The sequence below is a fragment of the Caenispirillum salinarum genome, assembly GCF_044803115.1.
GTDB lineage: Bacteria > Pseudomonadota > Alphaproteobacteria > Rhodospirillales > Rhodospirillaceae > Caenispirillum > Caenispirillum salinarum_A.
Map to the genome: position 1 here is coordinate 1,531,404 of NZ_CP085224.1, position 13,684 is coordinate 1,545,087.

Genomic DNA, 13,684 nt, shown 5'->3' on the forward strand with positions numbered 1-13,684 from the left:
CACCTCCATGCCGGTGAACGGTCGCGATCCTAGAAGATCACGCCGGAGTAGAGGATCACATTGGCGAACGGAGTGCACTCGCCCGTGCGAACGATGGCCTTGGTGGACGCGGTCAGGCGCTTGAACTCCTCGTGGGGTACGCGCTCCACCGCGACGGGGGCGCCCTGCGCCTGGCCGATCTTTTCCAGAAGGGTCGTCAGGCCGTCGAAAACGGCGGGATTGCGCTCGGGCAATTCGGTGGCGATGACGGCGCGCTCCACCTGAAGCTCGCGGCCCACGGCGTCGACCACCTGAAGAAAGGACGGAATGCCGGGAACCACCGCCACGTCGATGCGGGTTGGGTCGGGAGGGAAGGGGAGACCCGAATCGCAGACGACCAGCCCGTCGGTATGGCCCATGCGGGAGACGGCATGGGACAGCGGGGCGTTCAGAAGGCCGGTCTTCTTCATGGCGGTGGTCCTCCGGCGGTAGGAGCCGACGGCGCAAGGGGAAGCCGTCGGGTGGTGCAGGAAAACTGTAGCGCCATCTTCATGAGCGCGCAAACGTTTGCGCAAACGTTTGCGCGGAAATGAACGGCACGGCCCGCACTGCTCATCCCAAGGAATGAGACGATCGGCGGATTCGTCCTTCTTTCGGATAGGCGGTCCGGGCGGTGGGGGCTATTCCGCCGCCCGCGCGGGCTGCCCGGCCGGCGGCGACTCGGCGCCTTCCTCGGGCGGCGCCTCCACCGCGTCCGGGTCGAGGCGGAAGTCGTCGAGGATGGTGTAGAAGGCCGGCACCAGGAACAGCGCCAGGATGGTCGCCGTCGCCAATCCGAAGGCGAGCGAGGTCGCCAGCGGGATCAGCACCTGGGCCTGCAGGCTTTTTTCCAGAAGCAGCGGCGTCAGGCCGGCCACCGTGGTCAGCGAGGTCAGCACAATGGCGCGGAAGCGGGCGCGGGCGGCCGCCTTGGCGGCCTCGGCCGTGGGCATGCCCCGCGCGCGACCCTGCTTGATGAACATCACCAGCAGGATGGTGTCGTTGACCACCACGCCCGCCAGCGCCGCCAGCCCGACCATGGATGGCATGGATATCTCCAGCCCTTGCGCGATGTGCCCCGCCACCGCGCCGACCAGCGCCATGGGAATGGCCGAGATCACCACCACCGGCTCCAGATAGCTGCGGAACTGGAGCGCCAGCAGCATGTAGATGCCGATGAGCCCGATGATGAAGTTGCGCTGCACGCTGGCGCCGGTCTTCGCCCCTTCCTTCGCCTGCCCCTCCAACTGGACGGACACGCCGGGGTGGGCGGCCAGAAGCTCCGGCAGGAAATTGTCGGTGGTGTGGGCGATGATCTCGTTGGCGTTGGCGACCGTGCTGTCGATGTCGCCCTGAAGGGTGACGGCGCGCCGGCCGTTGATGCGATGAATGCGCGAATAGCCGCGATCCATGGAAATGTCCGCCACCGCCGTCAGCGGCACCTGGGTGCCGTCGGGCAGGGCGACCGCGAAATAGTCCAGGTCGGCCAGGCTGTCGCGGTCCTCGGGTGCGAGGCGCACGCGCACCTCCCATGTCTCCCCGGCGTCCTGCACCTCGGCCACTTCCGTGCCCTGGAAGGCCCCGCGAAGCTGCGCGGCGATGGCCTGGCCGGTGAGGCCGAGCGACGTCGCACCATCCTTCAGCGTCATGCGCATTTCCGGCTTGCCGGGGCGCAGGTCGTCGGACAGGTCGACGACGCCCCGGTAGCCGTACAGCCAGCCCTGCAAGTCGAGACTGGCGGATTTCAGGGTGTCCAGGTCGTCGCCCAGCAGGCGGATGTCGAGCGCCCGGCCGGCGGGACCGATCTGGCGCTCGGCGAACTTCAGCGACACCACGTCCGGCACCTGGCCCACGCGGTCGCGCCACTGGTCGATGACGTCGTCCATGGGGGCGTCGCGGACCTGGCTCGACAGCATGTCCAGCGTGACGGTGGCGACGTGCGGGCCGCTTTCGAAGGCGTCGGTGTTGCGGGCGTATTCCACCGTGATCTGCTCGATCAGCGGTTGGTTGTCCGGCTGGCGGGGGGCGAAGTCCTCGCCGACCGCGCGCGCAGCCGTCACCACCCGGTCCACCACCTCTTCGGTGCGTTGCAGCGGCGTGCCCTGGGGCAGCAGGATGCGGGAGACGACCACGTCGCCCTCCAGCTCAGGGAAGGCGCGGAACTTCACCAGCCCGCCGCCGATGGCCGCGACGGTGGTGATCAGCAGCGCCACCATGATGCCCATGGTCAGGTACCGATAGTCCACCGCCCGGTCCACCAGTTTGCCGAACCGCTCGTCGCGGAAGCGGTCGAAGGCGGCCTCGAACCAGCGGCGGAACCGCGAGGGCTCCTTGTTCTTCATGTGCTGAAGCGAGTGCGACAGGTGGTGCGGCAGGATCAGGAACGCCTCGATCAGCGACACCGCCAGCGTCATGATCAGTACGATGGGCATGATGCGCATGACCTGCCCGATGTTGCCTTCCATGAAGGCCAGCGCGCCGAAGATGCAGACGGTGGTCAGGAACGACGAGATCACGCCCGGCAGCACCTGCTTCGTGCCCTCGACGGCGGCGGTGAAGGGCTTGGCGCCGCGCTGCAGGTGCGCGGCGACGTTTTCCGCGATGACGATGGCGTCGTCCATCAACAGGCCGATGGCGATCAGAAGCCCCACCATGGAGATCATGTCGATGGACAGGCCGAACAGCGTCATCAGCGCGAACGTGCCGAAGAAGCTGACGGGCAGCCCCATGGAGACCCAGAAGCTGTAGCGGAAGCTGAAGAACAGCCACAGCGTCAGGAACACCAGCACCAGTCCGATGATGCCGTTGTCGAGCAGCATGGTCAGGCGGTCTTCCACGATGGAGCTGACGTCCTGCGCCACCGTCAGTTCCACGCCGCGGGGGGCGCGGGCCTGTTCGTCGTCCAGAAACGTGTTCAGCGCCGCCATGACGTCCAGGCTGTCCTGGTCCTTGGTCTTGGAGACCGACAGCAAGGCCGCCCGCCCGCCGTTGAAGGTGACCTTGTCCTCCTCGTCGGCGAAGCTGTCGGAGATGCGCGCGATCTCGCCCAGCCGCACCTCGCCGCCGGTATCGCCGGCGACCACCACGAGATTGCGGAACTGGGCGGGCGTCAGGCGCTCGTCGTCGAAGCGCACCAGCATGTCGGCGTCGGCGGTTTCCATGACGCCGCCGGGCAGGTTGAGGCTCTGGCGGCCGATGGTGTCGGCGATGTCGGTGATGGACAGGCCGTGGCGGCGCAGGGCCTCGGCGGGAATCTCCACCAGGATTTCCCGCTCGGAGAAGCCGGTGACGGAGACCTGGCTGACTTCCGGCAGGCGGATCATGCGGTCCTTGACCTGCTCGGCATAGGCCTTGAGGTCGGATGCGCTCATGGGGCCGGTGATGGCGACGGCGGCGACGAAGTCCACCCGGCCCAGTTGCTTGACCACCGGGCGTTCCACGTCGGCGGGGAAGCTGTTGATGGCTTCCACCTCGGTCTTCACGTCGTCCAGGAAGCGGTCCAGGTCCTGGCCCTCGATCATCTTGGCGACGGCCGATGCGGTGTTCTCGCGCGCCTCGCAGCGCACTTCCTCCAGCCCCTCGACGCTCTCCACGGCTTCCTCGATGCGCTGGCAGACGGCGTCCTCCACGTCCTCGGCCGAGGCGCCGGGATAGACGGCATTGATGCTGATTTCCTGCGGCGCGATGTCGGGGAAGGTCTCGCGCTTGAGTTGGGGCAGGGCGAACAGCCCGATGACGAAGAACGCCGCCATCAGCAGGTTGGCGGCAACCGGATGGCCGGCGAACCAGCGGATCATCGCGCGGCCCCCTCGGTCCCGGCGGCGGCGGCGAGGCGCGTCGCGGCGGTGGCGTCGGGCGACGGCTCCAGCAGCATTCCCCGCACGGCGGGCACCAGGTCGGTGACCACCACGCGGTCGCCTTCCTCAAGGCCGCTGTCGATGACGGCGATGTCGCCCTGTTCCCAGGCGACCGTGACGGGGCGGACATCCAGGCGGTTGTCGGCATCGGCCACATGCACGGTGCGCCCGGCGTGCAGGGCGCTGCGCGGGATCACCAGCCGGTCCTCGCGCGCCGGCCCCTTCAGCGCCACCTCCACGAACATGCCGCGCGTCAGCGGCGGGCGCACGCCGGGGCGGGCACCGGCGTAGGGGTCGTCGACGGTGACGATGACGCCGATGGTGCGGGTCTTGGGATCGACGGTTTCCGCGATCCGGGTGACGCGGCCCTCCCAGGTGACGGTGCGCTCGCCGGCGGTCAGGCGGACCTCCGGCGTCAGTTGCAGCAGACCGGGCAGGCGTGCGCCGGTCAGGTTCCGCGCATCGCCGACGGGCGCCTCGGCTTCGGGGATCAGGGGGAACAGGCGCTCAAGCGGCACCTGCGCGGTGACTTCGGCGGTCTCGATGCCGTCGGCGGTGGCGAGCGTCTGGCCGCGCTGGGCGTACTGGCCGCGTTCCACCTCCACGGCGCGGACGCGGATGTCGAAGGGTGCGCGCACGGTGGTGCGGCCCTGGTCCAGCCGCGCCGTCTCGGCCTGCGCCGCCAGGGCCTGCCGCTGCGAGGGAATGAGGGTCAGCGTGTTCTTGAGGTTCTGCACCTGCTGGCGGCCGGCCAGCAGGGCGCGCTCGGCGGTGTCGACGGTGGTCTGGCTGGCCGCGCCGCTGCGCCGCAGGTCCTGCTTGCGGGAGAGGTCGCGGGCGAGCACATCCATGTTCTGTTGCTCGATGGCGAGGCTTTCGCGGGTGGTTTCGGCGCGGGCGTCCAGTTCGGCCAGTTGCGCCTCGATCTGCGCCAGGGCCAGGTCGTAGTCGGCGGCCTCGAAGCGGATCAGGTCGGTGCCTTCCGCCAGCACGGCGCCGCTTTCGAGCTCGGGGTGAATCCATTCGACGCGGCCCGAGACCTCGGCCACGGCCTGCCAGACGCGGCCCGGCTCCACCTCGCCGTAGCCCAGCGCGCGGGGGATGACGTCCAGGCGCGGCACCTCGATGACGCGGACGGGCTTGGCGGTCTCGCCGGTTTCGGCGCGCACGGGCGGCTCGCGCCCCTGGACGGCCAAGACGAAGATGCCGGCGGCGAGAAGGATCGGCGGCAGGATCAGGGCCTTGCGCCAGTGCCGTTGCAGGAACGCCTTCATGGCTTCAGCCCTCCGCCAGCGAGGAAACGTCGGGCGCCGGCAGCCCGAGGGACGCACAGGCCGAGGCGACGGCGGCGGTGGCCGTGTCGTGCCAGGCCTCGCCGGTCAATATGGTCCGGTCCAGGCGCCGTTCCACCACCTCGCGCGCGGCGATCAGCGGCATGACCGAGCCGATGAGCAGGTGGCCGCGCATGACGGCGGTGGGATGCTCTGCCGGCAGGTCCAGTGCCGCGCCGGCGATGGCCGCCAGCGCCCGGTTGAGCGGCAGGAAGAAGGCCTCATGCAGCAGGTCGAAGGCCTCCGACGGCATCATCAGCTCGCGCAGGATGAACAGCGCGCGGCCGTCCTCGCGCGCGCTGCCCAGCCCCGTCATCAGCCCCAGCACCACGCGCGCCAGAATGCGTCCCAGCGCCGCCCGGTCGCCGCCGGCCTCGGCCAGCGTATGGGCGACACGGGCTTCCATGGGCCGCACGAAGGCGGCGTTGCGCTCCGCCACCGAGCGCGCCACGGCCAGGTACAGGCCGCGCTTGCCGCCGAAGTGATAGGCGATGGCCGCCACGTTGGCGTCCGCCGCGTGCGCGATGCGCCGGGTGGACACGCCGTCATAGCCGTCCCGTCCGAACACCCGCAGGGCGGCGGCCAGCAGGCGCTGGCGCGTCTCCTCGCCCCGTGCCGAGGGCGCGTGGCCCTCGGAAACGGCGTCTGAGCCGGTGTTGCGGGACGCGGTCTGGTCCATGACGGGCGATCTCAATCAATCGTTTAAATTAGAATGTTGAGATATGACAGCCGGACCGGCGCGTCAAGAGGTCACGGCACTTTCGCCTTCACGGACGCATCGGCGTTGGCCAGGCTGGCGGCGGCGGCATCGCCTGTTTTCCTGCGGCTTTCGGGCGGCACGAAGGACAGGACCACGTCGCCCTCGGCGGCCTTCGGACGCTCCTTGTGGGTGGCGAAGACGATGCGGCCGTCGTGCTTGAGCACCAGCAGGATTTCGGCGTCGGTGTTTCGATTCGCCAGGAAGTCGTCGAAGGTGAAGGCGCCCGTCAGCCGGGTCTTCTGGAAGGTCCAGCCGGCCAGCATGCGGCGCTCCAGGTCGTCGGTGTCGGCGCCCGAGCGCAGCAGCGTCTTGCCGCCCAGCGTGAACGACCGCCGGCGCGGATGGTCCGACGCCTCGTGGCAGCCGGTCTGGTAGACGTTGATGCGGCCCAGTTCCGGTGCCAGGTCGGTGCAGACCAGGGCGTTGTAGGCGTCGTTGGGCGTCGCCGCGATCAGGTGGCCGAAGGCGTTGAACTCCAGGTGATGCTCGGTCACCTCCGACAGCACATCGCCGAAGTAGGTGGGCACGTTCTGCTGGCGGGCCAGGCGCAGGCGATGCCAGTCGCCATCGGCGATGATGGCCGGCACGTCGAGGTCCTTCAGCGCGCGTGCCAGGGCCACCGTCCAGCGCGAGGCGCCGACGATCAGGATGCCGGGCCGGCGGGTGGACACCAGCCCCAGCACCTTCGCCAGCCAGCCGATGGAAAAGCCGTGCGCGACGACGGTGGTGAAGACGATGGCAAACGCCAGCGGCACCAGCAGGGCGGCGTCCTCGAAGCCCACCACCTGAAGCTTGGTGGCGAACAGGCCGGCGACGGCGACGGCGACGATGCCGCGCGGGGCGATCCAGGCGACCAGGGCGCGCTCCTTCCACGGCAGGGGCGTGCCCAGCGTGCTCAGCAGCACGGCGGCGGGGCGCACCAGCAGCAGGATGGCGGCGATGAAGGCCAGGTGGCGCCAGTTCAGCGACCCGAAGGCGTCCCAGCTGAGCGTCGCCGTCAGCACCACGAAGACGCTGGAGACCAGCGCGGTCGTCACGTACTCCTTGAAGCGGCGCAGCTCGTCCAGGCTGGAGACGCGGGAGTTGCCGATGGTCATGCCCAGCGCCGTCACCGCCAGCAGGCCGGCCTCGTCATAGACCAGGTTGGAGACGGCGAAGCACAGCAGGATGGCGCCCAGCACCAGCGGCGCCTTGAGGAACTCGGGCACCCAGCCGCGCTGGAAGGCCTGGATGCAGCCCAGGCCGACGGCGACCCCCAGGGCCAGCGCCACCGCGATGCCCACGGCGAGGCCGCCGGCGACGACGATCAACGGCTGGTCCAGCACCCAATGCACGGCGACCTCGTAGGTCAGCACGGCGAACAGCGCGCCGACCGGATCGTTGACGATGCCTTCCCACCGCAGCACGGCGGCGGGGCGGTGGCTCAGACGGGCCTGGCGCAGCATGGGGGCGATGACGGTGGGGCCGGTGACAACCAGCAGGCCGCCGAACAGGATGGCGACCGCAGGCGACAGGCCGCCGATGAAATGCGCCGCCACGGCCCCGAAGAACCATCCCAGCGGCGCACCGAAAACGATCAGCCGCCGCACCGCCTTGGCCGAGCCGCGCAGCGAGCCGAGGTTGAGGCTCATGCCGCCCTCGAACAGGATGACGGCGACGGCCACGCCGATGGCCGGCTGGAGCAGCGGGCCGAAGTCCTGGGCCGGTTGCAGCACGCCGGTGGCGGGACCGGCGATCAATCCGACCACGGCCAGCAGCACGATGGCGGGTATCTGGTAGCGCCAGGCGGCCCACTGGGCACCGACCCCGAGCACCAGGATCAGCGCGATTTTCAGCACGAGGCCTTCGGCCATGCGTGGCCCTCCGGTAAGGCGTGACAATCAAGAGTGAGGCCGGCGGCGCCCGCTGTCCAGCCGTTGCAGGTGCGAAAACACCCCGGCCCTTGCGGGGCCGGGGTGCCTTCGGCTTTGCGAGAGAAGAGGGGGGAATTCTCTCACACCTGTCTACGCAAATGGTCTTCCTTCAGTTCACGGAATTGCGCGCCCATGACGACAAGGCGCTCCTCGCCGAAGATGTCGCGGGCGGCCGGGAAGATCTTGGTCTCTTCCTCGTCCATGTGGTGTTCAAGAACCTCTTTTATGACATGGCTGCGGGCCGTCCAGGCGTCGCCGCCCTTGTCGTCGTCGTCGGTCAGGCGGGAGGCGAGGAACTCGGCGACGTCGTGTTCCTCCTCGCCCTCCAGGGCCTTCAGCCGGGCCGAGGTGGTGCGCTTGAGCGGCTTGTAGAGCACCTCGTCCTCGGCACGGGCGTGGGCGATGAGCAGACTCTTGAGGTCGGAGAACAGCACGCGGCGCTTTTCCGGGTCGGGGGTTTCCTGGAGTCGCTCGGCGAGAAGGCGTATCTCCTCGTGGTCGGACTTCAGGTCGTCGAGGATTGTCGGCTCGGACATCGGGGTCTCCAAATTCTTGAAAACGCAGGGTTTCCAGTTTGGAGACGAACGCGGCCCCGCGCGGGGCCGCTCCCCGAATTCAGGCCGCGTCCTCGCCGCGCGCCACGGTCCGGCCGCGCCAGCTCGGCCGGTGGCCGCGCCATGAGCGCACCAGCGCCACCCACTGCAACGCCAGCAGCACCGCGATGCCCACCGGATGCCACGGCACCGCTCGCCAGTCCTGGCGCGAGCGCACCGCCAGCACCGCCCGCTGGGCCAGCGTCGCCAGCACGCCGGCAAGGCCCATCCAGGCGACGACAGCCGAGCCTGCGACCAGCGCGGCGGGGATCAGCAGCCACGGCAGAATGTGCCCGCCGGCCAGCAGCACGGTCCACACGGGCAGGCCGACGGGTGTCGCCATGCCCTCCGTCGCATTCTTGGAAAACCCGTCCCAGGTGGCGGCGAAGCCCTCGTACATGCGGCAGCGGGCAAGATCGGCGGCCTCCACCACGCCGGTCGCGTAGCCGGCGCGGCGGAAGGCGCGGGGCAGGGTGACGCCGTCGTGCATGGAGGCCTTCACCGATGGCGCGCCGTGCCCGCACATCGCGTCGTAGGCTTCGCGCCGGACCGCCATCAACTGACCGCAGCCGGCGGCGAAGGCGGCAGTGCGGCGGAACAGGCGGGCGAAAAACATGGGCAGGTAGCCCAGCAGCAGCACATGGATCTGCGGAATGATCAGGCGCTCACCCAGGGTCTTTGTCTCCTCGCGCGGGAAGCCGCTGACCAGGTGCAGGCGCGGATCGGCGAAGCAGGCGGCGAAGCGGCCCGGCGCGCCGGGCTCCAGCCGCACGTCGGCGTCCATGAACAGCAGGATGTCGCCCCGCGCGCGGCGGGACAGCGCATGACAGGCGTGCTGCTTGCCCGACCAGCCACCCGGCAGGGGCGGCGCCGTCTCCAGCCGCACGCGGCCATCCTCGGCGGCGAGGCGGCGCACGATGTCCGCCGTGCCGTCGGTTGAGTGGTCGTCCAGCACCACCACCTCCAGCGGCGTCTTCCCGTCGGCCAGCACCGAGCGCACGGCGGCCTCGATGTTCGCCGCCTCGTCGCGGGCGGGGATGAGGACCGAGACCAGCTCTCCGGTGTCGGCGCGGGCCGGGGCGCGGCGGAAGAAGGGCAGGTTGAGGAGCGTCAGCGCCAGCGGCAGCACTGCCAGGCAGAGCGCGATCAGCGCCAGTGTTTCCAGTGTCATTGCGAATCCTCCGGGGCGCCGTGGCCCGCATGAAAACGCCGGCCGCCGAGCCACGCCCGGCCGCGCCGCCACAGGTCGTAAATGCCGCCGACGCCGACCGTTCCGCCGATCAGCGTGTCGAACCGCGCCGGGTCGCGGGATCGCGCGGCATCGGCCAGCAGGTCCATCTGGGTGGCGAGCGCCTCTTCCAGCACCGCCTTCCAGCTTTCGACGGAGCGGCCGGACGCGGCGCGCGGGTCGATGGGCGGGCCGAAGCGGCACAGGGCCTCGGGCGTGCGCTCGTCCCAGAACGGGTATTCCACCGCCAGCGGCACCAGCAGGGCGTCGGGCACCCGTGCAGCCAGATGCGCGACGCCCGGGCGCAAGGAGACGGGGCGGACGCGGGCGTCGGTGAAATGCCCCTCCGCCGTCACCCAGAGCATGGCGCCGCGCTGGGCGAGCACGCCGCGGCTTTCGCGCAGGAAGGTGGCCGCCCCGCGCCGGCTGTCGCGCTCAATGCCGAACAGGCCGATGCGCGCCATGAAGCGGTAGCGCTTCAGGGCTTCGGCGTCGATGGGACCGAAGCCCGGGCGGTCGGGGAACAGGTGGGTCGCCAGCACCATGATGAAGGCCGGGTCCCACCAGGACGGATGGTTCAGGTAGACGATGACGGGCCGCCCCGGCGGCAGCCGGAGGCGTCCGTCGCGCGCGATGCGCACGGCGTGGAAGGCCTTGCGCATCTGCCGCGTCATCACCCCGCCGAAGAAGCGGACCAGGGCCGGCTTGCGGCGCCGGACGACCTCCGGCGGCGGGATGGGGCTCCCGCCGTCGCTCATGGTCAGGCCACCCCGGCTTTCGCGGTCGCTTCGGCGCCCTGGCCGGTCATGTCCTGGTCGAGCGTGTCGCCGGCGATCCAGCCGCTCATCATCACCATGGGCATCCCCGGTCCGGGATGCGCCGCGCCGCCGGCCAGGTAGAGGCCCTTCAGGTCGCGGGAGCGGTTGCCCGGCTTGAAGGCGCCCATGAACCGCCCGTGGCTCGCCAGGCCGTAGATCGCGCCGTTGAGCACGTTGTAGCGGTCGTGGATGTCCTGGGGCGTCAGCGTGCGCTCGTGCACGATGCGCTCCTCGATGTCTTCCATTCCGGCGGTGCGCTTGAGCTTGTCGAGGATGGTGCGGCGATACCCCGGCAGCATCTTCGACCAGTCATGGTGCGGCCGGAGATACGGCGTGTGGACCAGCACATACAGCGCCTCCCCGCCCGGCGGCGCGACCTCGGGCTCCGTGCGGGCGGGGGCGGCGAGGTAGCAGGTCGGGTCCGGCGCCGGTTCGCCCTTGTTGTAGATGGCGTCGAACTCCTCTTCCGGATCGCGGGAGAACACGAAGTCGTGGTGGGCGAGGTGGTCGTAGGCCTTGTTCAGCCCCAGGTACAGCACCACGCCCGAACACGCGGGCTCGTAGGACCGTCGGGAATGGAACGTGGCCGCCGGGCTGCCGCCGACCAGTTCGTCGTAGGTGCGGATGCTGTCCATGTTGGAGACGACGGCGGCGACAGGCACCGTCTCGCCGGTGGTGGTCTCCACCGCCGTCACCTGGCCGTCCTCCGACACGATGCGCGACACGCCCACGCCCATGCGCAGGTCCGCCCCCTTGCGCGCCGCCAGTTCCGCCAGCGCCACGGGAACGGCGCGGGTGCCGCCCCTGGGATACCAGATCCCTTCCGACGTCTGCATGTGGCCGATGGCGCACAGCACCGCCGGCGAGGCATAGGGCGAGGAGCCGACATACTGCACGAAGTGGTCCAGCATCTGCGCCGCGCGCTTCTCCGGCACATGGCCGCGGATGGTGCCGGCGACCGTGGAGCCCATGCGCAGGGCCAGGATGTCGGACAGGGTGGAGATGTTCATGCTGCCCTTGACCGACAGCGTGTCCTTCATGTCCTCCACGGCCTTCCAGAAGAAGAACCGCTCGGAGATGTGGTGCAGGCGCTCCGACTGCTTGATGAAGGCCTTGTAGCCGTCGCCGGTTCCGGCGCCCGAGAACTCATCCAGCGACGCCGCCATGCGGTCGACGTTCTCCTGCAGGTCCAGCACCGTGCCGTCTTCAAAGAAACAGCGCCACTGCGGGTCCAGGCGGACGAGGTCCAGGTGGTCGTTCACGTCCTCCCCGGCCTCGGCGAAGATGCGTTTCAAGACGCGCGGGACGGTCAGGATGGTCGGTCCCATGTCGAAGCGGAATCCGTCCGCCTCGTGCACGGCCGCCTTGCCGCCCAACCAGGGGTTGCGCTCGAACAAGATGACCTTGCGCCCGCGCGCGGCCAGCGTCGCCGCCGCAGCCAGGCCGCCGAGGCCGCCGCCGACGACGGCAATGGGCAGGGTTTCGCTCATGGTCCGGGTCATGGGTGGGTCCCTCCGCTTACTCGGCCGCCGCCAGGGCGGGTTCGTGGTCCAGGGCGCTCTGGCGCAGCGCCGGGGTCAGGGTCAGGTTGAGGTCTTCCGCGACCAGCTTGGAGGTGATGCGCGCGCCCTCGAAGATGACGGGCAGGCCGCTGCCGGGATGCGTGCCGCCGCCGACAAGATAGACGCCGTCCAGGTCCTCGAACCGGTTGTGCGGGCGGAAGCCCAGCATCTGGGTCAGGTTGTGGGCCAGGTTGAAGGTCGCCCCCTTGTGAACGTGCAGGCCGTCGCGCCAGTCGTCGGGCGTGAACACCTTTTCGAAGGTCGCCCGGCGCTCCAGGTCCGGCACGCCCATCTCCGCCAGCCGGTCGAGCACCAGACGCCGGTAGCCCGCCTTTTCCTTGCTCCAGTCGATGTGCTCGGACTGGTGCGGCACGGGCACCAGCACATAGAGCGCCCGCTTGCCCGGCGGCGCCATGGTCGGGTCGGTGGCGCCGGCGTTCTGGACGTAGAGCGAGGGGCGGTCGGGCAGTTCGCGGCCTTCCTCGATCTGGCGGATGTTGCGCTTGTAGTCCTCGGCCAGGAAGATGGTGTGGTGGTCCAGGTCCGCCGCCGTGTCGTCGACGCCCAGCCACATCATGAAGGTGGAACAGCTGAACTTCTTGCGGTCGATCTTGGCGTCGGTCCACTTCCGCCGCAGATGGTCGGGCACGAGGTGCGTCATGGCATGGGCGAAGTCGGCGTTCATGACCAGCGCGTCGCACTCGTGGCGGCCCTGGTCGGTGACGACGGCCTTGGCGCGGCGCTTGTCGAACTCGATGCCGGTCACGCCCTCGTTCAGGCGGATGTCCACGCCCATGGAGCGCGCGAGGTCCGCCATGGCTTCGACCACCGCCGCGCATCCGCCGATGGGATGATAGACGCCGTGGCCGTATTCCAGGTAGGACAGGATGGTGAACAGACTGGGGCAGCGGAAGGGCGACATGCCCAGGTACTTGCTCTGGAACGAGAAGCTCAGGCGCACGCGCTCGTCGTCGAAGTAGCGCGACAGGTCCTTGTCCACGCTGGCGGTGGGACGCAGGAAGCGCAGCGACTTCAGGACGTCGGGCCGCAGGTAGTCCCTCACGCCCGCAAAGGGGTTCTCCAGCACCGGGCGGAAAGCGGACAGCTTTTTGCGGTTGTCCTCCAGGAAGGCCGGCAGGTTGGCGGCATCGTGCGGGTTGAGGCGGGATACCTGGCGCTGCAGTTCCTCGATGCGGTCGCTGGCGCGGATTTCGCCGCCGCCCTCGAACACCAGCCGGTACATGGGATCGAGCTTGCGCATTTCCACATGGTCGGCCAGCCTTGTTCCGCACGCCTCGAAGATTTCTTCCAGGATGCGCGGATACAGGAAGAACGTCGGTCCCATGTCGAAGCGGAAACCCTCGGCCTCGATGGCGGAACACCGGCCGCCCACACGGTCGCGCCGTTCCAGAACGGTGACGTCGGCGCCGTGGCGGGCGAGCAGGAGGGCGGCGGCCAGGCCTCCCGGGCCGGCTCCCACGATTGTGACGCGCTGCGACATGGGCACTCTCCTCCGTTGACTGGCGGCTGCCGGCGCTCAGGGGGAACCGGCGTTGCAAAAACCGTCCGGCGTTGATTGCCGTGGCTGTCTGTTGAACCACTAC

At 69.6% G+C, this 13,684-nt stretch carries 10 protein-coding genes; all 10 read right to left on the reverse strand.

All coding sequences use genetic code 11. The annotated features are described in order from the left end of the window. Nucleotides 1–29 precede the first annotated feature (29 nt). The 10 genes from rbsD to crtI all read right to left on the reverse strand — a co-directional run bounded on the left by rbsD (nt 30) and on the right by crtI (nt 13,581). A complete protein-coding gene (gene rbsD / locus LG334_RS06960) occupies nt 30–449 on the reverse strand; it encodes a D-ribose pyranase (RefSeq protein WP_404384603.1) in 420 nt (139 codons plus the stop codon). Between the two features lie 210 nt (nt 450–659). Next, nucleotides 660–3,815 (reverse strand): efflux RND transporter permease subunit, encoded by a 3,156-nt coding sequence (locus LG334_RS06965; protein ID WP_404384605.1) that lies wholly within the window; start codon nt 3,813–3,815, stop codon nt 660–662. Continuing rightward, nucleotides 3,812–5,149 carry an efflux RND transporter periplasmic adaptor subunit gene (locus LG334_RS06970; RefSeq protein ID WP_404384607.1) on the reverse strand — a complete coding sequence of 446 codons (1,338 nt, stop codon included), beginning with the start codon at nt 5,147–5,149 and terminating at the stop codon, nt 3,812–3,814. Before LG334_RS06970 ends, LG334_RS06965 begins: the two co-directional genes overlap by 4 nt. A gap of 4 nt (nt 5,150–5,153) precedes the next feature. Further along, on the reverse strand, nt 5,154–5,885 hold the full coding sequence (locus LG334_RS06975) for a CerR family C-terminal domain-containing protein (protein ID WP_404384609.1): 732 nt from the start codon (nt 5,883–5,885) through the stop codon (nt 5,154–5,156). Nucleotides 5,886–5,956: 71 nt separating this feature from the next. Further along, on the reverse strand, nt 5,957–7,819 hold the full coding sequence (locus tag LG334_RS06980) for a cation:proton antiporter (protein WP_404384611.1): 1,863 nt from the start codon (nt 7,817–7,819) through the stop codon (nt 5,957–5,959). Nucleotides 7,820–7,959: 140 nt separating this feature from the next. Next, the gene (locus tag LG334_RS06985) at nt 7,960–8,415 is read right to left on the reverse strand and encodes a hemerythrin domain-containing protein (protein WP_404384613.1); all 456 of its coding nucleotides are present in this window, start codon (nt 8,413–8,415) and stop codon (nt 7,960–7,962) included. Between the two features lie 79 nt (nt 8,416–8,494). Beyond that, nucleotides 8,495–9,643 carry a glycosyltransferase gene (locus LG334_RS06990; RefSeq protein ID WP_404384615.1) on the reverse strand — a complete coding sequence of 383 codons (1,149 nt, stop codon included), beginning with the start codon at nt 9,641–9,643 and terminating at the stop codon, nt 8,495–8,497. Next, nucleotides 9,640–10,458 carry a lysophospholipid acyltransferase family protein gene (locus LG334_RS06995; protein ID WP_404384617.1) on the reverse strand — a complete coding sequence of 273 codons (819 nt, stop codon included), beginning with the start codon at nt 10,456–10,458 and terminating at the stop codon, nt 9,640–9,642. The genes LG334_RS06990 and LG334_RS06995 overlap by 4 nt, the downstream gene beginning before the upstream one ends. 2 nt (nt 10,459–10,460) lie before the next feature. Further along, nucleotides 10,461–12,020, reverse strand: a complete 1,560-nt coding sequence (locus LG334_RS07000) for a phytoene desaturase family protein (protein WP_404384619.1) — start codon at nt 12,018–12,020, stop codon at nt 10,461–10,463. A gap of 16 nt (nt 12,021–12,036) precedes the next feature. Further along, the gene (gene crtI, locus LG334_RS07005; protein WP_404384621.1) at nt 12,037–13,581 is read right to left on the reverse strand and encodes a phytoene desaturase family protein; all 1,545 of its coding nucleotides are present in this window, start codon (nt 13,579–13,581) and stop codon (nt 12,037–12,039) included. Nucleotides 13,582–13,684: the final 103 nt, after the last annotated feature.

Excerpts from the sequence above, each read along its gene's own strand:
- rbsD (WP_404384603.1), bottom strand. The coding sequence starts at position 449 with ATGAAGAAGACCGGCCTTCTGAACGCCCCGCTGTCCCATGCCGTCTCC.
- LG334_RS06965 (WP_404384605.1), bottom strand. The coding sequence starts at position 3,815 with ATGATCCGCTGGTTCGCCGGCCATCCGGTTGCCGCCAACCTGCTGATG.
- LG334_RS06970 (WP_404384607.1), bottom strand. The coding sequence starts at position 5,149 with ATGAAGGCGTTCCTGCAACGGCACTGGCGCAAGGCCCTGATCCTGCCG.
- LG334_RS06975 (WP_404384609.1), bottom strand. The coding sequence starts at position 5,885 with ATGGACCAGACCGCGTCCCGCAACACCGGCTCAGACGCCGTTTCCGAG.
- LG334_RS06980 (WP_404384611.1), bottom strand. The coding sequence starts at position 7,819 with ATGGCCGAAGGCCTCGTGCTGAAAATCGCGCTGATCCTGGTGCTCGGG.
- LG334_RS06985 (WP_404384613.1), bottom strand. The coding sequence starts at position 8,415 with ATGTCCGAGCCGACAATCCTCGACGACCTGAAGTCCGACCACGAGGAG.
- LG334_RS06990 (WP_404384615.1), bottom strand. The coding sequence starts at position 9,643 with ATGACACTGGAAACACTGGCGCTGATCGCGCTCTGCCTGGCAGTGCTG.
- LG334_RS06995 (WP_404384617.1), bottom strand. The coding sequence starts at position 10,458 with ATGAGCGACGGCGGGAGCCCCATCCCGCCGCCGGAGGTCGTCCGGCGC.
- LG334_RS07000 (WP_404384619.1), bottom strand. The coding sequence starts at position 12,020 with ATGACCCGGACCATGAGCGAAACCCTGCCCATTGCCGTCGTCGGCGGC.
- crtI (WP_404384621.1), bottom strand. The coding sequence starts at position 13,581 with ATGTCGCAGCGCGTCACAATCGTGGGAGCCGGCCCGGGAGGCCTGGCC.